Genomic DNA, 23,227 nt, shown 5'->3' with positions numbered 1-23,227 from the left:
ATTCTCCAGATCAAACCAGTATCTGCACGCTGACACGCCGCTTTGGCCCCTAGGATTCCCTCTATCACCTCACCGGTCTCATTCGACAGGAAACCCATGAGCGACCCCTCTTCCCCCTTCGGCTTCGAGCTCGTGCGACGTGGTTACGACCGCGGTCAGGTGGACGACCGCATTACCAAGCTCGTCGCCGACCGCGACAGTGCTCTGGCACGCATCACCTCTCTGGAAAAGCGCATCGAGGAACTCCACCTCGAGACGCAGAACGCCCAGGCCCAGGTCAACGACGCGGAGCCGTCGTACGCCGGCCTCGGCGCGCGCGTCGAGAAGATCCTCCGCCTCGCCGAGGAGGAGGCGAAGGACCTGCGCGAGGAGGCCCGTCGCGCCGCCGAGCAGCACCGCGAGCTGGCCGAGTCGGCCGCCCAGCAGGTGCGCAACGACGCCGAGTCCTTCGCCGCCGAGCGCAAGGCGAAGGCCGAGGACGACGGCGTCCGCATCGTCGAGAAGGCCCAGGGCGAGGCGGCCTCGCTGCGCGGGGACGCGCAGAAGGACGCCCAGTCCAAGCGTGAGGAGGCGGACGCCCTCTTCGAGGAGACCCGCGCGAAGGCCGCCCAGGCCGCCGCGGACTTCGAGACCAACCTGGCCAAGCGCCGCGACCAGTCGGAGCGCGACCTCGCGTCCCGTCAGGCCAAGGCCGAGAAGCGCCTCGCGGAGATCGAGCACCGCGCGGAGCAGCTCCGCCTGGAGGCCGAGAAGCTCCGTACGGACGCCGAGCGCCGGGCCCGCCAGACGGTCGAGACCGCGCAGCGCCAGTCCGAGGACATCGTGGCCGACGCGAACGCCAAGGCCGACCGGATCCGCAGCGAGTCGGAGCGCGAGCTGGCGGCGCTCACCAACCGCCGCGACTCGATCAACGCCCAGCTCACCAACGTCCGCGAGATGCTGGCGACGCTGACCGGCGCCGCGGTCGCCGCTGCCGGTTCCCCCGACGACGAGCCCGCCACCCGCGGGGTTCCGGCCCAGCAGACCCGCTGACGCCTCCCGTCCCACCGCTGTACGCCATGTGCGCCCGGTTCCGCCGTTGTGGTGGCGCCGGGCGCGCGGCCGTTCTAGCGTGAACGCATGATCGAGCTCGAGGGACTGACCAAGCGATTCGGCCGCAAGGTCGCCGTCGACCATCTGTCCTGCCGGATCAAGCCGGGCATCGTGACGGGCTTCCTCGGACCGAACGGCGCGGGGAAGTCCACCACCATGCGCATGATGCTCGGTCTGGACAACCCGACGAGCGGATCGGTCCGCATCGACGGCAAGCAGTACCGCGATCTCGCGGAACCGCTCAAGTACATCGGGGCGTTGCTCGACGCGAAGTCGATGAACGGCGGGCGCAGCGCGTACAACAACCTGCTCTGCCTCGCCCAGAGCAACCGCATCCCCACCCGCCGGGTCGCCGAGGTGCTGGACACCGTCGGGCTCAGCGCGGTGGCGAAGAAGAAGTCCAAGGGGTTCTCGCTCGGCATGGGACAGCGGCTCGGCATCGCCTCCGCGCTGCTCGGCGATCCGCAGATCCTGATGTTCGACGAACCGGTGAACGGCCTGGACCCCGAGGGAATCCACTGGATTCGCAATCTGATGAAATCGCTGGCCTCCGAAGGCCGGACGATCTTCGTCTCCTCCCACCTGATGAGCGAAATGGCGCTGACCGCCGATCACCTCATCGTGATCGGCCAGGGAAAGCTGCTGGCCGACACCTCCATGGCCGACTTCATCCACGAGAACTCGCGCAGTTACGTACGGCTGCGCTCGCCGCAGCAGGAGCGGTTGCGCGACGTGCTGCACCAGGAGGGCTTCACACCCGTCGAGTCCGGCAACGGCACGCTGGAGATCGACGGCGCCACCACCGAGGCGATCGGCGAACTGGCCGCCCGCCACCAGGTGGTGCTGCACGAGCTGAGCCCCCAGCGGGCCTCGCTGGAGGAGGCGTTCATGCAGATGACGGCGGGTTCGGTGGAGTACCACGCGCACGACGGGCAGGACGGGGAGAAGCCGGTGGTGGGAGCCGACTGGGGCGCGGACTGGCGGCAGCCGCAGGGCAAGGGCGGCAGCTCCTCGGGTACCGCCGGATCCACCGCGGACGACAGCCGGGGCCCCCAGGGCCCCGACGGAACGGGAGCATGACGGCGATGGCATCGGTACCCGCGGTCCTGAACTCCGAGTGGACGAAGATCCGCACGGTCTCCTCCACCACCTGGACGCTGATCTCGGCGTTCGTGGTCACCGTCGCCATGGGGGCGGCGCTCAGCGCCCTGCTCCGCTCCCAGTTCGACGACCTCTCCGAGGCGGAGCGGGCCACCTTCGACCCGACCTTCGTCGGCTTCTCCGGGATGATCCTGGGGCAGCTCGCCATGGTCGTCTTCGGGGTGCTGGTGGTCGGCACGGAGTACAGCTCCGGCATGATCCGCACCTCGCTGGCGGCCGTCCCGAAGCGCGGCGTCTTCCTCTTCTCCAAGATCCTGGTGGCCGGCGTGCTGGCCCTGGTGGTCGGCCTCGCCACCAGCTTCGTCACCTTCTTCCTCAGCCAGGCGCTGCTCGGCGACCACCGCACCGACCTGGGCGCGGACAACGTGCTGCGCGCGGTGATCGGCGGCGGGCTGTACATGGGCCTGATCGCCATCTTCTCGATGGGCGTGGCCTCGATGCTGCGCAGCTCGATGCTCTCGCTCGGCATCCTGATGCCGTTCTTCTTCCTGGTCTCCCAGATCCTGTCGGCGGTCCCCGTCGCCAAGACGGTCGCCCGCTACTTCCCCGACCAGGCCGGCTCGAAGATCATGCAGGTCGTCCCCGACGCGATGAACAGCGACCCCGCCCCGTACGGCCCCTGGGGCGGCCTCGGCATCATGGCCCTGTGGGTCGTCGCGGCCCTCGTCGGCGGGTACGTGGTGCTGCGGAAGCGGGACGCGTAGGACCGGCCGGACCGGCCGCGGGGGCGCGCGCCGCACCCGGCAGGGCTTCGCCGGAACCGATGTGTCCTGGTTATCCTCCTCACTCATACGGGGGGCGCGCGGCCGGGTGGGCGGGCCGGGTGCCGGACGGACGAGTCGATGGGGCTGGGAATGATCGAGGCAGTCGGCCTGACCAAGCGGTTCGGGTCCAGGACCGCCGTGCACGACCTCTCGTTCCGGGTGCGGCCCGGCATCGTCACCGGGTTCCTCGGGCCGAACGGTTCGGGGAAGTCCACGACCATGCGGATGATGCTCGGACTGGACCGGCCGACGTCCGGCCACGTGACGATCGGCGGCCATCCCTACCGGAGCCTGCCGAACGCGCCGCGGCTGGTGGGCGCGCTGCTGGACGCCAAGGCGGTGCACGGCGGGCGCAGTGCCCGCAACCACCTGCTGTCGCTGGCCCAGCTCGCGGGCATTCCGGCGGCCCGGGTCGACGAGGTCCTCGCGGTGGTGGGGCTGCGTGAGGTGGCGGGGCGGCGTTCCAGCGGCTTCTCGCTCGGGATGGGGCAGCGGCTCGGCATCGCGGCGGCCCTGCTCGGCGACCCGCAGGTGCTGCTCTTCGACGAGCCGGTCAACGGGCTCGACCCGGAGGGCATCCTCTGGATCCGCACCCTCATGAAGACGCTGGCGGCGGAGGGCCGCACGGTCTTCGTCTCCAGCCATCTGATGAGTGAGATGGCCCTGACCGCCGACCATCTGATCGTGATCGGCCGGGGCCGGCTGCTGGCAGACATGGGGGTCGGCGAGTTCATCGCGGCCAACTCCGCCGGGTACGCCCGGGTGCGGGTGGCGGACGACGACGCGGAGGGGAGCCGGGCGCTCACCGCCGCGGTGGAGGGCGACGGAGGCCGGGTGGTGTCCGAGCCGGACGGGGCACTGCGCGTCATGGGCGTACCGCTGCCCCGGATCAGCGACCTGGCCCACGCGGACGGTGTGCGGCTGTGGGAGCTCTCGCCCCACCGGGCCTCGCTGGAAGAGGCGTACATGCGGATGACGCAGGCCGAGGTGGACTACCGTTCGACGGATGACGCGAAGGCCGGGCTGCGACCCCCGCCGCCCCCTTACGTCCTGCCGCCCGACCCGGCCGGGCCGCCGCGGCCGGCCGACGAGGTACCGCTGCGGAACTGGTACGTCCCGCCGCCGCCCGGCGGGAACCCGTACGCGACCACGCCGCCGGCCCGCGCCGGCGCCGAGACCGGCGAGGAATCCCGATGACGACGCCGGCCGCGCCGCAGCCCCCGACGGACCCCGGGGCGGGACTCCCCGGGCTCGGCCCGTACGTCTCCGCGATCCCGGTCCGGCCCGCCACCCTCTCCGACGCCCTCGCCTCCGAGTGGACCAAGATCCGGTCGGTGCGCTCCACCCTGTGGACGCTCGGCGTGATGGTCGCGCTGCTGCTGGTCGTCGGGGTGCTGGCCGCGATCGCCGTGACCGCCTACAGCGATCAGCCGCCGGGCACCGACGAGGTGCTGGAACTCGGCTTCTTCGGGGTGCTGCTCAGCTCCATCTGCGTGATCACCCTCGGGGTGCTGACCGTGACCTCCGAGTTCGGCACCGGCATGATCCGCACGACGCTCACGGCGTGCCCGAGCAGGGGCCGGGTGCTCGCGGCCAAGTCCTGCGTCTTCTTCCTGATGGTCTTCACGGTCACCGCCGTGACCACCACCGTGGTGGCGATGCTGCAGACCGCGCTGATGGGCGGCCGGGCCGCGGACGGCGCGGAGTGGGCCCGTGCCACTCTCGGCGTGGGCCTCTACCTGGCGCTCCTGGGGCTCGCCTCGCTCGCCCTCGGCGCGGTGGTCCGGCACTCGGCGGGTGCGATCACGATCGTGATCGCGCTGGTGCTGCTGCCGCTGGTGATGGCCATGTTCATGTTCTCGGACCGGCTGACGGACGTCCGGACCGCGCTGTTCGCGTACTCGGTCCCGAGCCAGATCGCCTCGCTCTACGACGCCTCGGTGGGCGTCTCGGGGCCGTCCGGATGGCAGGCGGTGGGCATCATGGCGGCGGTGGCGGCGGTGGCCCTCGGCGCGGCCTTCTTCGTGATGGACCGGCGCGACGTCTGACCCTGCCGGGCCAGCCCGCGCCCGGCCCGCTCGAGCCCCTGCTGCCGGGCGGGCCCCCCGGCCCGCTCATGTCCCGCCCGCACGGCGCCCGGCCAGTCGCCGTCCGGCCGCGCGCCGCCCGGCCGCTCAGTGGCGCGGGGCGTTCCTGGACCGCTGCACCCGTGTGGTGCGGCGGTCCCGCGCGTTCCAGCAGGCCTTGTGCCAGTGCCGGCGGTCGTCGACGCCGCCCCATTCGGGCCAGACCACCACGTGCGGGACACCGGAGGGGATCTCCTGGTCGCAGCCGGGGCAGCGGTAGCGCTTGCCCTGCGCGCTCGCCCCGCTGACCGGGCGCACCGACCACTCCTCGCCCTGCCAGCTGTCGGTGGCGGCTCCTCCCCCGTACCGCGCCCCGCCGCCGGGACTCGGTGCGGGACTCTCGCCGCCTCGGGGGCGGTTGCGGCGCGGGGACACGTGGACACCTCACGGGGGTGCGGACGGCAGGGCCTTCCAGCCTAAGGGCGGACCGCCGCCGCGAGGGCCGGGCCCCGGTCCGGCGGGGGCGCAGTGGAGTGAGTTAGCGGAAAATCGCAAGAACTTCGCGCGTGCCCGTGCCTTTGGCACGTGTCAGACGTTGGTGCCGGTAGGGGAGAGCCGCGTCGGCCCCAAGGAGGCAAGAGCGCGATGCGCGTTGGAACGTTCGTACTGGCAGCCCAGTTCCCGGGTCAGGGCCAGGCCGAGGCCCTGCACCGGGCCGTCCGGTCCGCCGAGGTCGCGGAGGCCTCCGGGCTCGACGCGGTCTGGCTGGCGGAGCACCACTTCGTGCCGTACGGGGTCTGCCCGTCGGCCGTGACCCTGGCGGCACTGCTGCTCGGCCGCACCCGCACCGTCCGGGTCGGGACCGCGGTGAGCGTGCTGCCCAACCACCACCCGGTGGCACTCGGCGAGCAGGCGGCGCTGCTGCACCTCACCAGCGGCGGCCGGTTCACCCTCGGCGTCGGCCGGGGCGGTCCCTGGGTCGACCTGGAGGTGTTCGGCGGCGGCCTGGAGGCGTACGAGAACGGCTTCCCGGACGCGCTCGGGCTGCTGATGGACTGGCTGCGGCTGCCCCGCGTCCCGGGGCGCGGGGCGCACGGCTTCCGGGAGGTGGCCGTCGTCCCGCGCGCCGACGAGCTGCTGGACGCCCAGGGCGAGCGGCCGGCCGGGGGGCCCGAGGTGATCGTGGCGTGCACCTCCCCCAAAACCGTGCGGCTCGCCGCCTCGAAGGGGCTGCCGATGCTGCTGGGCATGCACTGCGGCGACGAGGAGAAGGCCGAGATGGTGGGTCTCTGGCGGACGGCGGCGCGCGAGGCGGGCGTCTGTGCGGAGGCGGTGGAGAACGCCGGCCACGTGTCGGCCGGGGTCGCCCAGATCGGGGACCGGCGCGAGGACGCCGAGCAGACGCTGGTGAAGGCGATGCCGGGGTGGCTGCGGCAGGGACTGGACGCGCACGTCACGGTGGACGGCCGGCACCGCGTGATGCGGGACCCGGTGGCGTACACCGAGATGCTGTGCGGGATCCATCCGGTGGGGCCCCCGGAGTTCGCCGCCGACCGGCTCGCGGCCACCGCGGAGCGCACGGGCATCACCCGGTTCGCCCTGCTGACGGAGGGATCCGGCGAGCTGGCGGCGACCGAGGACAACGTGCGCAGGCTGGGCACCGAGGTGCTGCCCCTGCTGGGGTGAAGGGTTCATGGCGGCGTACCGGCCGACGCGTCGTCGGCGGGGAGAGCTGCCGTCCCGGAGCGCGGGGCGCCTCCCGCGCTCCGGGTCGGCAGCGAAGGGATTCAGCAGTCCCGGAGTTCGGGCGACTGGTTGAGCAGCTGGCCCCTCACCGAGGTGAACTTGGCCAGCCGGTCGTCGACCGAGGAATCCAGCGGGAACACCGCGAGCCGGTGACAGTTCTGGAATGCGAGACGCACCCCGAAGTGCCGCTGGAGCGCCCCGCGTATCGCATCGCTCGCGAGCGCGCGCAGCAGCTGGCCACGAGCCTGCTCGTCCGGCGGCGGCGTCTGGTTGTCGGCGAACTCTCCGCCGTCCACCTTCAGCTGGGCCACCAGGGAGCTGACCATCTCCCATGCGTAGGGCAGGGAGGTCCGGACGCAGTCGACGAAGTCGGCTTCGTCGACCTCGCCTCGCTCGGCCTGTTCCAAGAGGGCCGGTGAGACGTCGAGCGACATGGATTCTCCTCTCGCGGCCCCGACGGTGGCCGGGGCCTTACGGGCAGGGCAGGAGAGCGACGACGCAGGGTACACGGGCGGCGACCTCCTGCATCCACGGTAAGGGCGCAGTCCCGACCGCACCAGGAGAATGGGAACACAACCGGCCAATGACGGGCGGGAACAAAGGCGGACAAGCCCGCGGTGCATACCCGCGGGACGGGAGGGACGCAAGGGGCGGTCGCATGCACCGCCGGACGTCGAGTAGCGTTGCCGACCATGCGTCTCGTCATCGCCCGTTGCTCCGTGGACTACGCGGGCCGGCTCACCGCCCACCTGCCCTCCGCGCCCCGTCTCATCCTGGTCAAGGCGGACGGCAGCGTCTCCATCCACGCCGACGACCGTGCGTACAAACCGCTCAACTGGATGTCGCCGCCCTGCACCCTGAAGGAGGGCGCGGGTGACGAGGCGGGCGTGTGGACCGTGATCAACAAAGCGGGCGAGAAACTGATCATCACGATGGAGGAGATCCTCCACGACTCCTCGCACGAACTGGGCGTGGACCCCGGCCTGATCAAGGACGGTGTGGAGGCGCACCTCCAGGAACTGCTCGCGGACCGGATCGAGATCCTGGGCGAGGGCTACACCCTCGTCCGCCGCGAATACCCCACCGCCATCGGGCCGGTCGACATCCTGTGCCGGGACGCGGACGGCGGCACGGTCGCCGTGGAGCTGAAGCGGCGGGGCGACATCGACGGGGTCGAGCAGTTGACCCGCTACCTGGAACTGCTCAACCGCGATCCCCATCTCGCCCCGGTGCGCGGCGTCTTCGCCGCGCAGGAGATCAAGCCCCAGGCGCGCGTGCTGGCGACCGACCGCAAGATCGGCTGCGTGGTGCTCGACTACGACGCGATGCGCGGCATCGAGGACGACAAACTCCGCCTGTTCTGAGGGCGTTCGCCCGGTTCACCCCCGCCCCTGGAGCCGCGCGGGAAAGTCCGGTAATCGGGGTTTCGGGCGGACGTTTCGGGGCCCGGTGTCGCGCACGGCCGTCGCCCGTGTCCGCTGCTTTCGGGACGGGGCTCCGGGCGTCGTCGTCCAGCGGCCAGGCCGTCCGGGGCGGGGCGTCCGGACGGCCCGCCCCGGACTGCCCCGCCCGGACGAGCCCGGACCGCCCTGTCCGGACGGCCCGCCCCGGACCACCCCGCCCGGACGGGGCGTCAGACGATCGGTGCGGTGGCCGTCGGGTCCGCGAGCGACTGCGAGGCGCTGGCCGAGGCCGACTCCTCCTCGCCACCGGTCGTCCCGGTGTCCGTGGGAGTGGGAATGGTGGGTGTCGGCGCCGGCGAGGTCGAGGTGGTCGGCGTGGGCGTCGCGGGTCCGGACGACTCGGATTCCGGCGGCGTCGACCCGTCGGTTCCGGTGTTCCCGCCCGTCGGGTCCTCGTTCCCGTCCCCGTCCCCGTCACCGCCCTCGTTACCGTCCTGCTCCCCGCCGTCCGCCGGGCTCGTCCGCGACGGTGAGGCGGTGGCTCCGGGCGACGGGGTGCCCGTCGGAGTGGTGGCCGAGCCGGACGGACCGGGCGAGGCGGAGGCGCTGCCGCTCGGTGCGGTCTCCCCCGGTACGCCGTCGTCCTGCGGGGTGTCCTCCGGGGACGGGCCCCCGTCGTCGCCGCCGTCCTCCGTGACCGACTGGCCCGGAGTGGCGTCGCGGCCGTCGGCCTCCTCGCTGCCCGAGGTGGCGCCGAGGGTCACCACCGTGCCGAGCACGGCGACCAGCAGCGCGCCCGCGCCGACCGCGACCAGGTTGTTGCGCACCCCGCCCCACAGGCGGGCCGCCGGACCGGCGGACTGCGCGGCGGGGGCGAGCGGCACCGCGTCCACCACCACCGCGTCGCGCGGCGTCGGCAGCACGGCGGTCGGGGCCGTCAGACCCAGGGGCGCCGGAGCCACGGGTTCGGGCCGGCCGGTGGGCGCCCCGCCCGCGGCGAGGGCGGCGCTCCCGGCCGCGGGGGTGCCCGCACGGTCCGAGACCAGTGCCAGTGCGCGCCGTCCGGTGACCGCTCCCGACTTGTCGGCGAGCGCCCCGCGCATCCCGATGGAGGTCTCCAACTCGGCGCGCGCCCGGTCGAGATGACCGCCGCAGAGGGCCAGTACGCCCAGTTCGTGGTGGAAGTACGCCTCTTCGGCGACCTCTCCGGCGATCCGCGCGGCCTCCTGACCGATCCGCAGCACCTTCTCCCAGGCGCCCCAGTGCAGAGCGGCCGCGAACGCCGGGGCCGCCCGGCGGGCCAGCAGGACGACCGTGCCGGCCTGGCCGGCCTCGGAGCCGGGGACCAGTCGCGCCATCGAGGCGAGCACGGCGTCGGACTCCGCCGCGGCCCGCTCGACGGTGACCGACGGGTGGCCCGCCCACCAGGCGTAGTGCTGGGCCGCGGTACGGGCCCGCTCGACGGCGTCGTCGCCGTAGCCGCCGGCTTCGAGCTGCGCGAGGACGCCCGCCGCCAGCCGGTAGCGGGAGCCCGCCGGGGAGAGCAGCCCGCAGCCGGCCAGTTCGCCGAGGGCGGCGTCGGCGTGGGTGTGGCCAACGAGGGCGGGCAGGTGCGCCTGGTGCGGCACCTCGCCGCCCAGCGCCACCGCGAAGCGGAGGGTGTCCCGGGCGGCCTCGCTGAGCCGTGAGGCGAGCAGCAGGGAGGGCGCCGCACCCTCGCCGATGCTGGGCAGTGGGGTGTCGTCGCCGGGGTGCGTGCCGGAGGCGGGCAGCAGGGAGACGGGCGGCGGGCCGGCCGGGCGTTCCTCGAAGGCGTTGTACTCGTCGGGGTCGGCGTGCTCCTCGGTCAGCCGGTCGCGCTGGCTGAGCAGCGCGCCCGCCTGGACGAAGCGGAGCGGCAGCCCCTCGGACTCGAACCAGAGGTCGCCGGCCCAGTTCGACTCGTCCTCGGAGAGCGGCCGGCCGACGACCTGCGCCAGCAGGTCGGTGGCGGCGGCCCGGCTGAGGCCGCCGAGGAAGACCTCTTCGACGACGTCGCCGGTGTCCAGGTCGGGGGTGGCGGAGAAGAGGAAGGCGCACTCGGGGGTGGCGTCGAGCAGTTCGTCCAGGGCGGCGCCACCGCACTCCAGGTCGTCGACGACGACCACCGCGCCGACGCCGCCGAGCAGGGCGAGCAGTTCCTCGCGGTCGGGCCGGTACAGCGGGGCCCGGTGGACGGTGGAGAACAGGGCGTGCAGCAGATCGGTGACGGTGCGCCGGTGACCGTTCAGGCGTACGACGCCGTCCGGCGCGAGATCGGCGCAGTCGGCGGCGACGGCCTCCAGCAGCGCGGTGCGGCCCGATCCGGCGGGGCCGGTGAGCCGGACCGAGCGGCCGCGGGAGAGCAGCCGGACTAGTTGCTCGCGCTCCTCCTGACGCTCCAGCAGCGGGAGCTGGGGGGCGGGCGGGCCGGGCGGCACCGGGGGCGACCCGGCGCGTTCGTGGTCGGCGCGCTCCTCGGCGGTCCGCCGCACGGGGGCCGGAGCGCGCTCGCCGGGCGGAAGCTGCTCGGCCTCGGTGCCGTCGACGGGGTTGACCGTCAGCAGCAGGTCGCCCGATATCACCTGCACGACGCGGGCCTGCGCGCCGGTCGGCGGGGCCGGTTCGGTCGCCAGCGGGTCGCGGGGCGGTCTCTTGCGGCTCGCGGAGTCGCCGGACGTGCCGGGCTCACCGGTGAAGTGCTCCGGGTCCCGGGATGTCGGGTCCATCGTCCAAGTCCCCCATACGCGCCGCACGATCGCCCCACCGGCACCGTACGGACCGCTGTCGCTCACGGTTCGGTGTCCGCCCCGGGTTGGTCGATCGGCGGACGGGCGAACCTTAGACCGTCCCGGTGTCCGGCGGACCGGCGGGGGGTGGTACGGCGCGGGCATGGCCACCCGAAGCGGACCGGGAGGGTCCGCCGGAGCGCCCGCAGCTCAGACGCGCGGCAGGGACTCCGCGGCGAGACCGCCCTCGATGGAGAGGATGCGGTGCAGCCGGGTCGCGACCAGCAGGCGCTGCATCTGGGGCGGCACACCGCGCAGCACCAGGCGGCGGCCGCCGCGTCCCGCGCGCCGGTGCACGCCCATGATGACGCCGAGTCCGGTGGCGTCCCAGGAGTCCAGTTCGCTCAGGTCCAGCAGCAGATCCCCGGTGCCCCCGTCGACGGCGGCGTGCAGCGACGTACGGGCGTCCGCCGCGCTCCGGACGTCGAGGCGGCCCCCGACGACCAGCTCGGCATGATCGCCCCTGATGTGCATATGCGCTCCCGATGTACTCCGTAGCGAGTTCCGTCTGTCCGTTCCGACACTGCCCGCATGGACCGCGGCGGCGAAGGCGTGGTTGCCGCCCGTGAGCGAACCGATACCGAATTCACTCCGCGGGGTGATCCGGGCGCACCGGCGGACGCCCGGCGGGCCCGCCGTCCGCGCCCCGCCCCGGGGGCCGGCCCCCTCCGGGCCCCGGGTGGCGGGACCGGGGGGACGAGGGCGCCGCTCACGTTCCGTAGGTGTAGAACCCCTGCCCGCTCTTGCGGCCGATGTCACCGGCGTCGACCATCCGGCGCATCGACTCCGGGGCGGCGAACTTCTCGTCCTGCGACTCCGTGTAGATGTTCGAGGTGGCGTGCAGCAGGATGTCGACGCCGGTCAGGTCCGCGGTGGCGAGCGGGCCCATGGCGTGGCCGAAGCCCAGCCGGCAGGCGGTGTCGATGTCCTCGGCGGACGCGACGCCCGACTCGTGCAGCTTGGCGGCCTCGACGACCAGGGCGGAGATCAGCCGGGTGGTGACGAAGCCCGCCACGTCCCGGTTGACGACGATGCAGGTCTTGCCGACCGACTCGGCGAACTCGCGGGCCGCGGCCAGGGTTTGGTCGCTCGTCTTGTAGCCGCGCACCAGTTCGCAGAGCTGCATCATCGGGACCGGGGAGAAGAAGTGCACCCCGACCACCCGCTCCGGACGCTCCGTCACGGCCGCGATCTTCGTGATCGGGATCGCGGAGGTGTTGGAGGCGAGCACGGCGTCCTCGCGGACCACCCGGTCCAGGGAGCGGAAGATCTCGTGCTTGACGTCGAGCCGCTCGAAGACCGCCTCCACCACCACGTCCGCGTCGGCGACGGCGTCCAGATCGGTGGTGGCGGTGATGCGTCCGAGGGCGGCCTCGGCGTCGGCCCCGGCCAGCTTCCCCTTGGCCACGAACTTGTCGTACGAGCCCTTGATCCCGTCGAGTCCGCGGGTCAGCGCCGCGTCCGTGACGTCGCGCAGGACCACGTCCCAGCCCGCCTGGGCCGAGACCTGGGCGATGCCCGACCCCATGAGTCCGGCTCCGATCACGGCGAGCTTCCTGGCCACGTTGGCACCCCTCGGTTCTGTTCGGCACTGCTGTCGTCCCGGACGTCGTCCCGCCCGGCTGTCCATGCTCTCCGGCGGAGATTAGTGCCCGGAACGGACGATGTGACCGTGAAGAGATGCGCGTCACGTCTCACATGACGGACATCACACCGACGGGGCCACCCGGTGGCATGCCGGGCGCAGTTGGGCGCGGCCGTCCCCGACGCGCGTTCGACGGCCGCTTCGGCGGACGGGTCGCGCGGGGGTGCGCGGCAGGTGTGTGGCGTGCGCGACACGGCTCGGGGCCGCGCCCGCGCTTACCCTGACGGCATGGTCAATCTGACGCGCATTTACACCCGTACCGGCGACCGGGGCACCACCGCGCTCGGTGACATGAGCCGTACCGCCAAGACCGATCTGCGGATCGCCGCGTACGCCGACGCCAACGAGGCCAACGCGGCGATCGGGGCGGCCGTCGCGCTGGGGCGGCTCGACGAGGACGTGGTGAAGGTCCTGGTGCGGGTCCAGAACGACCTGTTCGACGTGGGCGCGGACCTGTCGACGCCGGTGGTCGAGAATCCGCAGTACCCGCCGCTGCGCGTCGAACAGGGCTACGTCGACAAGCTGGAGGCCGACTGCGACCGCTTCCTGGAGGACCTGGAGAAGCTGCGGAGCTTCATCCTGCCGGGCGGGACGCCGGGGGCGGCGCTGCTGCACCAGGCGTGCACGGTGGTGCGACGGGCGGAGCGGTCCACCTGGGCGGCGCTGGAGGTGCACGGCGAGACCATGAACGCGCTCACGGCGACCTATCTCAACCGTCTGTCCGACCTCCTGTTCATCCTTGCCAGGACGGCGAACAAGGAGGTCGGCGACGTGCTGTGGGTGCCGGGCGGCGAACGCTGACCAGCGGCTCGCGGGGTTTCAGGCGTCCGCACGGGTCCGTGCGGCGCCGCCCGCCGGGGCCCGCTTGGGGAAGAGGGTGTAGCTCGTGGCGATGACCAGATTGATCGCGGCCACGAACCCCGTCCGGTACTGCCAGGCCCGCAGGGAGCTGACGTCCCCGTCCCCGCCGACGTACCAGGCTGCGGCCTGGAGAAGGGCCGCAGCCACCCCTGCGGCCAGGATCCAGCGGGCGGCGACGCGCCACTCGTGCAGGGCGCGGTCCCGGCCGTACCTCGGCGGCTTCACCGGGGCGGGACCGCCCGCGAAGCGGTGGGCGACGCGGGCGTCGACCCAGGTGATGGTCGAGCGGCCGAGGCCGACCGTGAAGCCGATGTAGACGGCGGCCAGTCCGTGCTTCCAGTCGGGCGCGGCGCCGTTCTTGAGGTCGATCGCCGTGACCACCAGCAGGACGACCTCCAGCACCGGTTCGCAGAGCAGCACGGCGGCTCCGAGCCTCGGCCTGCGGGCTCCGTAGCGCAGGGCCAGCCCGGCGGCCAGCAGCACCCAGAAGCCGATCTCGCAGAGCACGATCAGGGTGACGATCACCGTCTTCTCCTCCCGTTCCCTTCCAGCATCCCGGCCGGCGGGGCCGCAGTCGTCGTCGGCGGTGACGAGCCGGGACTGCATCCTTCGACGGATGCGGCCCCCGTCCTCCGCGCGTCACGGCCGATGCCGATGGACGGGCACGGCGTGTTGGATGGGGCGCGTGGCTCCCGTATCGCGCCCCCACCGTGCCGACGTGCTGATCGCGGTCTGCGGCCTGTCCGGCGGTCTGCTCATGTGGCTGGCCGGGCTCGGCCTCCAGGCCGGCCGGCCCTTCGGCGCGCCGTGGAGCGCCCTGCTGCCGCTGGCCGCGATGGCCGCGCTGGAACTGCTGCGGCGGGTACGGCCGGCGACGGCGGTGGCCCTCGGCGTGGTGGCCCTGACGGCCGACCAGCTCACCCCGGGCAATCTCGCCACGGTGGTGATGTTCACCGATCTCGCCTACGCGGCGGTGGTGTACGGCACTGCGTCGGCGGCCCGGCGCGTCCCGGCGGCCGCGTCGCTGGTGACGGTGGCCGTCACGATCGGGTGCCTGGCCTGGCTGCGGCCCGCCGAGGCGCTGCTGATCGGCGTCGTGGTCGGGATGGTGGCGGTGCTGCCGGCCCTGACCGGTGCCGGCGTGCGCACCCACCGGGTCGCGGCGGACGCGGCGCGGCTGCGGGCGGAGCAGACCGCGCTGCTGGCGGAGATGGACCGCGCCCAGGCGGTGACCGCCGAGCGGTCGCGGATGGCGCGGGAACTGCACGACATGGTCGCGGGCCACCTCTCCGCCATCGCCATCCACTCGACCGCCGCGCTGTCCCTGGACGACCCGGCGGCCTCGCGGGACGCACTGGGCGTCGTCCGGGAGAACAGCGTGGCGGGACTGGCCGAAATGCGCCGTCTGATCGGGTTGTTGCGGACGGCCGAGGACCACCGGGAGCCGGCCGCGGCGCCGGCGCTGTCCGGGCTGGAGGCACTGGTCCGGCTGTCCGGGGCCAACGCCGCCTCCGGCGGGCTGGTCTGCGTGCTGGAGGACGGGCGGAGGTCGCGGGAGCGGCTGCCCGCGCCGGTGGAGCTGGCCGCGTACCGGATCGTCCAGGAGTCGCTGACCAACGCCCTCAAGCACGCCGCGCCGGGTCCGGTGACCGTGCGGCTCGGCGACGCCGGCGGGGTGCTGCGGGTGGAGGTGACCAGCGTGTACGGGGGCCCGGAGCGGCCGCGGGCGCCGGGTTCGGGGGCCGGGCTGGTCGGCATGCGGGAGCGGGCGGTGCTGCTGGGCGGCACGTTCGAGGCGGGGCCGGCGGACGGGCCGGACGGAGGCGGAGTGTGGCGGGTGCGGGCCGAACTGCCGGCGGCGGAGGGGATGATGGGGCGGTGACGATCCGGGTGCTGGTGGCCGAGGACCACACGTCGGTGCGCGCCGGACTGGTGCTGATCCTGCGCAGTGCGCCGGACATCGAGGTGGTGGGCGAGGTCTGTGACGGCGAGGCCGCCGTGCGGCTGGCCCGTGCGCTCCGGCCCGACCTGGTGCTGATGGACGTGCAGATGCCCCGGCTGGACGGGGTGTCGGCGACGCGGCAGGTGGTGGCGGAAGGCCTCGCGGACGTGCTGGTGCTGACCACCTTCGACCTGGACGCATACGTCTTCGGCGCGCTGCGGGCGGGAGCCGCCGGGTTCCTGCTGAAGAGCACCGACGCGCACGACCTGCTGGCGGCGGTCCGTACGGTGGCGCGGGGCGAGGGCATGATCGCCCCCGCCGTGACCCGCCGTCTGATCGCGGAGTTCGCCGGGACGGCGTCCGCGCGCACGGCCGACCCCGCGGTGCTGGACGTGCTGACCCCGCGCGAACGCGAGGTGCTCGGCCGGCTCGGCGAGGGGCTCTCCAACGCGGAGATCGCGGACCGGCTCTCGATGGCGGAAACGACGGTGAAGACGCACGTCAGCCGCCTGCTGGCCAAGCTCGGACTGCGCAGCCGGGCCCAAGCCGCGGTGCTGGCGCGGGAGTCGGGCGTGTGAACCCGAAGCTTCCGCCCTTGGTCCAGACCTCTTGACGATTGGTCCAGACCTTCCTAGTCTCACCGCAACAACACTGCGGTGAGCACGCCATGACAAAGCGCGCTCAGGGCGGCGCAGGGTCTGCAGTCCACGAACCACCCCCGTTTGTCGGACCTCACCCGAGGAGCACCGTTGAGCACCGAGACCCCCGGACGCCGAACAAGATTCGGCCGGCCGTTCAGAAGCACCACCCGTTCCAAGGCGGTCGCGGGCCTCACCGCACTGCTGCTGCCGCTGGCCGCGATGGTGGGCCTCGCCTCCCCCGCCGAGGCGGCCACCTCCGCGACCGCGACCTACGTCAAGAAGTCCGACTGGGGCACCGGCTTCGAGGGCCAGTGGACGGTGAAGAACACCGGCACGACGGCGCTCTCCTCCTGGACCGTCGAGTGGGACTTCCCCTCCGGCACCAAGGTCACCTCGGCCTGGGACGCCACGGTCACCAACTCCGGTGACCACTGGACCGCGAAGAACCTCGGCTGGAACGGCTCCCTCGCGGCCGGCGCGAGCATCAGCTTCGGCTTCAACGGCTCCGGCACGGGCTCCCCCGCCGGCTGCAAGCTCAACGGCGCCTCCTGCGACGGCGGCAGCGTCCCCGGCGACAGCGCTCCGAGCGCGCCCGGCACCCCCACCGCGAGCGCCGTGACCGACACCTCGGCGAAGATCTCCTGGACCGCCGCCACCGACAACAACGGCGTCAAGAACTACGACGTGCTGCGCGACGGGGCCAAGGTCGCCACCGTCACCACGCTGACGTACACGGACACCGGCCTCACCGCCGGCACCGACTACTCGTACACCGTTCAGGCCCGTGACACCGCCGACCAGACCGGTCCGGTCTCCGCGGCCGTCAAGGTCCGCACCACCGGGGGCGGCACCACCAACCCCAACCCCGGCAGCAAGATCAACCTCGGCTACTTCACCGAGTGGGGCGTCTACGGGCGCAACTACCACGTGAAGAACCTGGTCACCTCCGGTTCCGCCGAGAAGATCACGCACATCAACTACGCCTTCGGCAACGTCTCCGGCGGCAAGTGCACCATCGGCGACGCCTACGCCGACTACGACAAGGCCTACACCGCCGACCAGTCGGTGGACGGCGTGGCGGACACCTGGGACCAGCCGCTGCGCGGCAACTTCAACCAGCTCCGCAAGCTGAAGGCCAAGTACCCCCACATCAAGGTCCTCTGGTCCTTCGGCGGCTGGACCTGGTCCGGCGGCTTCGGCCAGGCCGCGCAGAACCCCGCCGCGTTCGCCCAGTCCTGCTACGACCTGGTGGAGGACCCGCGCTGGGCCGACGTCTTCGACGGCATCGACATCGACTGGGAGTACCCGAACGCCTGCGGTCTCACCTGTGACACCAGCGGCCCGGCGGCCCTGAAGAACCTCGCCTCCGCGCTCCGCACCAAGTTCGGCACCTCCAACCTGGTCACCGCCGCCATCACCGCGGACGGCTCCGCGGGCGGCAAGATCGACGCGGCGGACTACGCCGGCGCCTCGCAGTACATGAACTGGTACAACGTGATGACGTACGACTTCTTCGGCGCCTGGGCCGCCAAGGGTCCGACCGCCCCGCACTCGCCGCTGACCTCGTACTCCGGCATCCCGCAGGCCGGCTTCACCTCGGCCGACGCCATCGCCAAGCTCAAGGCGCAGGGCGTGCCGGCGGCCAAGCTGCTGCTCGGCATCGGCTTCTACGGCCGCGGCTGGACCGGCGTCACCCAGTCCGCGCCCGGCGGCACCGCCACCGGCGCGGCGGCCGGCACCTACGAGGCGGGCATCGAGGACTACAAGGTCCTCAAGACCAGCTGCCCCGTCACCGGCACCATCGCCGGCACCGCCTACGCCCACTGCGGCACCAACTGGTGGAGCTACGACACCCCGGCCACCATCGCCACCAAGATGGCCTGGGCCAAGAACCAGGGCCTCGGCGGCGCCTTCTTCTGGGAGTTCAGCGGCGACACCGCCAACGGTGAGCTCGTGAAGGCCATGGGCAACAACCTGTAACACCGGTCCGCACAGCCACCCCCCGAAAACGCCGGGGAGACAGGTCCGCCCCCTGTCTCCCCGGTCTTTCGTGTCCGGCCTGCGGCGACCCGGCACCGCCGGAAACCGCCCGGCACCGCCCCGGGCACCGCCGGAAGCCGCCCCAAACCTCGGGCCGCCCGTTGCCACCTCTTCCGGTGAACACGGGCGGCCCGCGGCGTGCGGGACCGTGCCGCCGCGCAGAGTTGGGGGGCGCGGGCACACGGCCCGCTCACCGAGGTGAGGCGGAACACGATGCGGCAGGAAGCGGTCGACCGGGTACGGCTGGTCTTCACCCTCTTCGACGTGGACGGCAACGGCGCCCTGGAGGAACGCGACTTCGACCTGATGGCGCACAACGTCGTCGAGGCGGCGCCCGAGGCCTCCGAGGCGGCGAAGGAGGCGATGCGGAACGCCTTCACGACCTACTGGCGCACCCTGCTCACCGAGTTGGACGCCGACCGGGACGGCCGGGTGGACTTCGACGAGTACCGCGCCTGCGTCCTGTCTCCGGAGCGGTTCGACGCGGCGGTCACCGAATTCGCCCGCGCGCTCTCGGTCCTGGGCGACCCGGACGGCGACGGACGCGTCGAGCACGCCGACTTCAGCGCCCTGATGACCGCGATCGGCTTCCGCCCGGCCAACATCGACGCCCTGTTCACCGCCTTCGGCCCCGACCCGGCCGACCGGATCCCGGTGGACGTCTGGGACCTCGGCATCAGGGACTTCTACGCACCGGACAAGGCGGGCATCCCCGGCGACCGGCTGGTGCCGGAGCCGGCGCTCTGACGCCCGGCCCCACGCCCGCCCGGCCCACGCACCAGGGAAGGACCTTCACCGTGGACGGATCCACGACCGCGGCGCCACCCGCCCCGGTGCCGTTCCAGGACCGCTACAGCGACGGGATGTTCAGCCACTCCCTCGCCACCGAACGGCACCGGCTGGAGCTGCTGGAGTCGCTCCTCGACGGCCCCACCCACGACCGGATCGACGCACTGCGGCCGGCCCCCGGCGCCCGGGTCCTGGAGGTGGGCGGCGGGGGCGGTTCGGTGGCCCGCCGGATGGCCCGGCAGGGCGCCCGGGTCACCGTCACCGACCTCGACACCCGCTTCCTGACCGACCTCGGCGACCTGGGCGTGCGGGTGCTGCGCCACGACGTGTGCACCGACGACTTCCCGCCCGGCTCCTTCGACCTGGTGCACGCCCGGTACGTCGTCCTGCACCTGCCCGAACCCGACCGGGTCGTCGCCCGGCTCGCCTCGTGGCTGGCGCCGGGCGGGACTCTGCTGCTGGAGGAGCCGGCCTCGTTCCCGGTGCTGGACTCCCCGCATCCGGCGTACCGGACGGTGATGCGGGCCTTCCGCACCCATCTGGAACGCACGGTGGGGACGGACACCGGCTGGGCGCGCACCCTGCCGGTGCCGCTGCAACGGGCCGGGCTGACCGGCACGGGGATGGAGGCCCGCATCCAGCCGGTCTCGGGCGGGGACACCGAGGCGCAGTGGTGGCGGCTCAGCCTGGAGCAGTCCCGGGCGGCGATGGTCGCGGCCGGGCTCGCCTCCGACGCCGACTTCGAGGCGGCGTACGAGGAGCTGGCGCGGCCCGACTTCCACGACCTCTCGCTCGCCGTCTTCACGGCGTGGGGGCGGAAACCGGGCTGAGGAATACACCCGTGCGGGTGTCAGGCCACGTTGACCCGCTGGCCGGGCGGGGCCGCCTCCAGCCAGGCGAGGAAGCCGGTCAGGGCGTCCTCGCTCATCGCCAGCTCCAGGCGCGTCTCCCGCAGGAGACAGCCGAGCACGACGGAATCGGAGAGCAGCGCGAGTTCTTCCTCGCCCTCGGGGAGCCGGCGGTCGACCACCTCGATGGCGGCCCGCTCCAGGGCGCGGCGGGGCCGCGGGGAGTAGGAGAAGACACGGAACCAGTCGACCCGGTCACCGCTGTAGCGGGCGACGCCGTAGACCCAGCCCTTGCCGGACGGGTCGGGGTCGTCCGCGACGTCCCAGCGCAGGCTGCAGTCGAAGGTGCCGCCGGACCGCTGGATCAGCCGCCGGCGCAGTCCGAAGACGAACAGCCCCACCAGGACCAGTACGACGACCAGACCCCCCACCCACAACGCGAGGACCATCTCCACCGACCTCCTCGCATCGTCGAGTAACCGAAAAAACGCGTCGCACCTGCATCGCCTCAGCCGCGACACGGTCTGGATAATTCCAGCTCGGGCCGCGGCTGAGTAAAAACATCGCTCGGTGGGGTGCTAGTGCACCGACACCGCACGCAGTCGGACGTCCGCGCGCCGCTCGGCGGCGGCGTCCGTGTCCGACTTCGCACGCTCCAGCGCGCGCTCGGCGCGCTGGACGTCGATCTCGTCGGCGAGCTCGGCGATCTCCGCCAGCAGCGACAGCTTGTCGTCCGCGAAGGAGAGGAATCCGCCGTGCACCGCGGCGACGACGGTACCGCCGTCACTGGTGCGGATCGTCACCGGGCCCGATTCCAGCACACCCAGAAGCGGCTGGTGACCGGGCATGACGCCGATGTCGCCGGACGTGGTGCGCGCGACGACCAGGGTGGCCTCGCCGGACCAGACACTGCGGTCCGCGGCGACCAGCTCGACATGCAGCTCAGCAGCCAAGGGTGGCTCCTCGGGTCACCACCCGGCCGACCGGCCGGGTGTTGGGTCAATTCTACGGGGCGTGGTGAGGGGGGCGGGACACGCCCACCCCCCTCGGTGAGCCGTCGGCTCAGGAGACGCCGAGCTCCTTGGCGTTGGCCTTGAGGTCCTCGATGCCACCGCACATGAAGAACGCCTGCTCGGGGAAGTGGTCGTAATCCCCGTCGCAGATCGCGTTGAACGCGGCGATCGACTCGTCGAGCGGAACGTCCGAACCGTCCAGGCCGGTGAACTGCTTGGCGGCGTGGGTGTTCTGCGACAGGAAGCGCTCGACGCGGCGGGCACGGTGGACGACGAGCTTGTCCTCCTCGCCCAGTTCGTCGATGCCGAGGATCGCGATGATGTCCTGGAGGTCCTTGTACTTCTGCAGGATTCCCTTGACACGGCTGGCCGTGTCGTAGTGGTCCTGCGCGATGTAGCGCGGGTCCAGGATGCGGGACGTGGAGTCCAGCGGGTCCACGGCCGGGTAGATGCCCTTCTCCGAGATCGGACGGGAAAGAACCGTCGTCGCGTCGAGGTGGGCGAACGTGGTGGCCGGGGCCGGGTCGGTCAGGTCGTCCGCGGGGACGTAGATCGCCTGCATCGAGGTGATCGAGTGACCACGCGTCGAGGTGATGCGCTCCTGGAGCACACCCATCTCGTCGGCCAGGGTCGGCTGGTAACCCACCGCGGACGGCATGCGGCCGAGCAGCGTGGAGACCTCGGAACCGGCCTGCGTGAAGCGGAAGATGTTGTCGATGAAGAGCAGCACGTCCTGCTTCTGCACATCGCGGAAGTACTCCGCCATGGTCAGGGCGGACAGCGCGACCCGCAGACGCGTCCCCGGCGGCTCGTCCATCTGGCCGAAGACCAGCGCGGTCTTGTCCAGAACGCCCGAGTCCGTCATCTCGTCGATGAGGTCGTTGCCCTCACGGGTGCGCTCACCGACGCCGGCGAACACCGACACACCGTCGTGCAGCTTCGCCACACGCATGATCATTTCCTGGATGAGGACCGTCTTGCCGACGCCCGCACCACCGAACAGACCGATCTTGCCGCCCTTGACGTACGGGGTCAGCAGGTCGACGACCTTCAGGCCGGTCTCGAACATCTCGGTCTTGGACTCGAGCTGGTCGAAGGCCGGGGCCTTGCGGTGGATCGGCCAGCGCTCGGTGATCTGCGCCTCGGCCTCCGGCTCGTTCAGGATCTGGCCGAGGGTGTTGAACACCTTGCCCTTGGTGATGTCACCGACGGGAACGGTGATGCCGTTGCCCGTGTCGGTCACCGGGGCCTGGCGGACCAGGCCGTCGGTGGGCTGCATCGAGATCGCGCGGACCACGCCGTCGCCCAGGTGCTGGGCGACCTCGAGGGTCAGCGTCTTGCGCGCACCGGCCTCGGCCGGGTCGTCGACCTCGACGTGCAGGGCGTTGTAGATCTCCGGCATCGCGTCGACGGGGAACTCCACGTCGACGACCGGGCCGATGACCCGGGCGACGCGGCCCGTGGCAACGGCCGTCTCAACTGTCGTCGTCATTACTTGTCACTCCCCGCGGACGCGTCGGCCAGCGCACCTGCACCGCCGACGATCTCGCTGATTTCCTGGGTGATTTCGGCCTGGCGGGCCGCGTTGGCAAGCCGGGACAGGCTCTTGATGAGGTCCCCGGCGTTGTCGGTCGCCGACTTCATCGCGCGGCGGCGGGCAGCGTGCTCGGAAGCGGCGGCCTGCAGCAGCGCGTTGTAGACGCGGCTCTCGACGTAGCGCGGCAGAAGGGCGTCGAGGACGTCCTCCGCCGACGGCTCGAAGTCGAACAGCGGAAGGATCTCGCCCTTCGCACCGCTCTCCTCCTCGACCTGGGCGAGCGAGAGCGGCAGCATCCGGTCCTCGATCGCGTTCTGCGTCATCATCGACACGAATTCCGTGAAGACGATGTGCAGCTCGTCGACGCCTCCCTCGGCCGAGTCCTTGGTGATGGACTCGATGAGCGGGGCGGCGACGGCCTTGGCGTCCGCATACGCCGGGTTGTCGGTGAAGCCGGTCCAGGAGTCCGCGACCTTGCGCTCGCGGAAGCCGTAGTACGCGACACCCTTGCGGCCGACGATGTACGTGTCGACCTCCTTGCCCTCGGCGCCGAGGCGCTCCCGGAGCCGCTCCGCAGCCTTGATGGCGTTGGAGGAGTAGCCGCCGGCCAGACCGCGGTCGCTCGTGACGAGCAGGACCGCGGCACGGACCGGGGCCTCGGCCTCGGTGGTGAGGGGGTGCTTGGTGGTGGAGCCGGTTGCCACCGCGGTCACCGCACGGGTGAGCTCGGTCGCGTACGGCATCGACGCCGCCACCTTGCGCTGCGCCTTGACGATGCGCGAGGCGGCGATCATCTCCATCGCCTTGGTGATCTTCTTGGTCGCGGTGACGGCTTGGATGCGGCGCTTGTAAACGCGAAGCTGAGCGCCCAT

The 23,227-nt window shown here is 72.4% G+C and carries 23 protein-coding genes; 13 read left to right on the top strand and 10 right to left on the bottom strand.

Annotated features, from left to right (window positions below):
- The first annotated feature begins 96 nt into the window (after window positions 1-96).
- From Q0994_RS04025 to Q0994_RS04005, 5 genes are all read left to right on the top strand, one after another.
- Complete coding sequence (locus Q0994_RS04025) at window positions 97-1,032, top strand: cellulose-binding protein (RefSeq protein ID WP_299529100.1); 936 nt, start codon at window positions 97-99, stop codon at window positions 1,030-1,032.
- Between the two features lie 87 nt (window positions 1,033-1,119).
- Complete coding sequence (locus tag Q0994_RS04020) at window positions 1,120-2,172, top strand: ABC transporter ATP-binding protein (RefSeq protein ID WP_299529098.1); 1,053 nt, start codon at window positions 1,120-1,122, stop codon at window positions 2,170-2,172.
- Between the two features lie 5 nt (window positions 2,173-2,177).
- Window positions 2,178-2,957 carry an ABC transporter permease subunit gene (locus tag Q0994_RS04015; protein ID WP_299529096.1) on the top strand — a complete coding sequence of 260 codons (780 nt, stop codon included), beginning with the start codon at window positions 2,178-2,180 and terminating at the stop codon, window positions 2,955-2,957.
- A 150-nt stretch (window positions 2,958-3,107) separates the two neighbouring features.
- Entirely contained in the window at window positions 3,108-4,214 is a 1,107-nt protein-coding gene (locus Q0994_RS04010) for an ATP-binding cassette domain-containing protein (RefSeq protein ID WP_299529094.1), read from the top strand.
- Window positions 4,211-5,065, top strand: a complete 855-nt coding sequence (locus Q0994_RS04005; protein ID WP_299529092.1) for an ABC transporter permease — start codon at window positions 4,211-4,213, stop codon at window positions 5,063-5,065. Before Q0994_RS04010 ends, Q0994_RS04005 begins: the two co-directional genes overlap by 4 nt.
- Window positions 5,066-5,191: 126 nt before the next feature.
- Here the strand turns inward: Q0994_RS04005 and Q0994_RS04000 are convergent, their stop codons facing one another.
- Window positions 5,192-5,518, bottom strand: coding sequence for an ATP/GTP-binding protein (locus Q0994_RS04000; protein WP_299529090.1), 327 nt, complete (start codon window positions 5,516-5,518; stop codon window positions 5,192-5,194).
- 210 nt (window positions 5,519-5,728) lie between these two features.
- Between Q0994_RS04000 and Q0994_RS03995 the strand changes: the two genes are divergently transcribed.
- The gene (locus tag Q0994_RS03995) at window positions 5,729-6,769 is read left to right on the top strand and encodes an LLM class flavin-dependent oxidoreductase (RefSeq protein WP_299529088.1); all 1,041 of its coding nucleotides are present in this window, start codon (window positions 5,729-5,731) and stop codon (window positions 6,767-6,769) included.
- A gap of 101 nt (window positions 6,770-6,870) precedes the next feature.
- On the opposite strand, the gene Q0994_RS03990 is transcribed toward Q0994_RS03995, so the two are convergent.
- Complete coding sequence (locus Q0994_RS03990; RefSeq protein WP_299529270.1) at window positions 6,871-7,263, bottom strand: SCO5389 family protein; 393 nt, start codon at window positions 7,261-7,263, stop codon at window positions 6,871-6,873.
- A gap of 258 nt (window positions 7,264-7,521) precedes the next feature.
- Here Q0994_RS03990 and nucS point away from each other — a divergent pair, with 258 nt between their 5' ends.
- Complete coding sequence (gene nucS, locus Q0994_RS03985; protein ID WP_299529086.1) at window positions 7,522-8,193, top strand: endonuclease NucS; 672 nt, start codon at window positions 7,522-7,524, stop codon at window positions 8,191-8,193.
- 269 nt (window positions 8,194-8,462) lie between these two features.
- On the opposite strand, the gene Q0994_RS03980 is transcribed toward nucS, so the two are convergent.
- The 3 genes from Q0994_RS03980 to Q0994_RS03970 form a co-directional block, all read right to left on the bottom strand.
- Window positions 8,463-10,979: an ATP-binding protein gene (locus Q0994_RS03980; protein ID WP_299529084.1), complete on the bottom strand. Its 2,517-nt coding sequence runs from the start codon at window positions 10,977-10,979 to the stop codon at window positions 8,463-8,465.
- A 210-nt stretch (window positions 10,980-11,189) separates the two neighbouring features.
- Complete coding sequence (locus tag Q0994_RS03975; RefSeq protein ID WP_299529083.1) at window positions 11,190-11,513, bottom strand: STAS domain-containing protein; 324 nt, start codon at window positions 11,511-11,513, stop codon at window positions 11,190-11,192.
- Window positions 11,514-11,748: 235 nt separating this feature from the next.
- Complete coding sequence (locus tag Q0994_RS03970) at window positions 11,749-12,603, bottom strand: 3-hydroxyacyl-CoA dehydrogenase family protein (RefSeq protein ID WP_299529080.1); 855 nt, start codon at window positions 12,601-12,603, stop codon at window positions 11,749-11,751.
- 309 nt (window positions 12,604-12,912) lie between these two features.
- Between Q0994_RS03970 and Q0994_RS03965 the strand changes: the two genes are divergently transcribed.
- The gene (locus Q0994_RS03965) at window positions 12,913-13,485 is read left to right on the top strand and encodes a cob(I)yrinic acid a,c-diamide adenosyltransferase (protein WP_299529078.1); all 573 of its coding nucleotides are present in this window, start codon (window positions 12,913-12,915) and stop codon (window positions 13,483-13,485) included.
- An 18-nt stretch (window positions 13,486-13,503) separates the two neighbouring features.
- On the opposite strand, the gene Q0994_RS03960 is transcribed toward Q0994_RS03965, so the two are convergent.
- On the bottom strand, window positions 13,504-14,070 hold the full coding sequence (locus Q0994_RS03960; RefSeq protein ID WP_299529268.1) for a hypothetical protein: 567 nt from the start codon (window positions 14,068-14,070) through the stop codon (window positions 13,504-13,506).
- Between the two features lie 160 nt (window positions 14,071-14,230).
- On the opposite strand from Q0994_RS03960, the gene Q0994_RS03955 reads away from it, so the two are divergent.
- The 5 genes from Q0994_RS03955 to Q0994_RS03935 all read left to right on the top strand — a co-directional run bounded on the left by Q0994_RS03955 (window position 14,231) and on the right by Q0994_RS03935 (window position 19,787).
- The gene (locus Q0994_RS03955; protein WP_299529076.1) at window positions 14,231-15,427 is read left to right on the top strand and encodes a sensor histidine kinase; all 1,197 of its coding nucleotides are present in this window, start codon (window positions 14,231-14,233) and stop codon (window positions 15,425-15,427) included.
- Complete coding sequence (locus Q0994_RS03950) at window positions 15,424-16,065, top strand: response regulator transcription factor (protein ID WP_299529074.1); 642 nt, start codon at window positions 15,424-15,426, stop codon at window positions 16,063-16,065. Before Q0994_RS03955 ends, Q0994_RS03950 begins: the two co-directional genes overlap by 4 nt.
- A 171-nt stretch (window positions 16,066-16,236) precedes the next feature.
- A complete protein-coding gene (locus tag Q0994_RS03945) occupies window positions 16,237-18,108 on the top strand; it encodes a glycoside hydrolase family 18 chitinase (RefSeq protein WP_299529072.1) in 1,872 nt (623 codons plus the stop codon).
- A gap of 273 nt (window positions 18,109-18,381) precedes the next feature.
- A complete protein-coding gene (locus tag Q0994_RS03940; RefSeq protein WP_299529070.1) occupies window positions 18,382-18,915 on the top strand; it encodes an EF-hand domain-containing protein in 534 nt (177 codons plus the stop codon).
- 50 nt (window positions 18,916-18,965) lie between these two features.
- Complete coding sequence (locus tag Q0994_RS03935; RefSeq protein WP_299529068.1) at window positions 18,966-19,787, top strand: class I SAM-dependent methyltransferase; 822 nt, start codon at window positions 18,966-18,968, stop codon at window positions 19,785-19,787.
- 20 nt (window positions 19,788-19,807) lie between these two features.
- Here the strand turns inward: Q0994_RS03935 and Q0994_RS03930 are convergent, their stop codons facing one another.
- The 4 genes from Q0994_RS03930 to Q0994_RS03915 form a co-directional block, all read right to left on the bottom strand.
- Window positions 19,808-20,254, bottom strand: a complete 447-nt coding sequence (locus Q0994_RS03930; RefSeq protein WP_299529266.1) for a DUF2550 domain-containing protein — start codon at window positions 20,252-20,254, stop codon at window positions 19,808-19,810.
- 129 nt (window positions 20,255-20,383) lie between these two features.
- A complete protein-coding gene (locus tag Q0994_RS03925; RefSeq protein ID WP_299529066.1) occupies window positions 20,384-20,758 on the bottom strand; it encodes a F0F1 ATP synthase subunit epsilon in 375 nt (124 codons plus the stop codon).
- Between the two features lie 109 nt (window positions 20,759-20,867).
- The gene (gene atpD, locus Q0994_RS03920) at window positions 20,868-22,310 is read right to left on the bottom strand and encodes a F0F1 ATP synthase subunit beta (RefSeq protein ID WP_299529064.1); all 1,443 of its coding nucleotides are present in this window, start codon (window positions 22,308-22,310) and stop codon (window positions 20,868-20,870) included.
- On the bottom strand, window positions 22,310-23,227 hold the full coding sequence (locus Q0994_RS03915) for a F0F1 ATP synthase subunit gamma (protein WP_299529062.1): 918 nt from the start codon (window positions 23,225-23,227) through the stop codon (window positions 22,310-22,312). The genes atpD and Q0994_RS03915 overlap by 1 nt, the downstream gene beginning before the upstream one ends.

Origin of the sequence: uncultured Streptomyces sp. (assembly GCF_947488945.1) — a bacterium.
Lineage (GTDB): Bacteria > Actinomycetota > Actinomycetes > Streptomycetales > Streptomycetaceae > Streptomyces.
The sequence above is the reverse complement of the archived record's forward strand: the minus strand, read 5'-3'. Positions and strand labels throughout refer to the sequence as shown.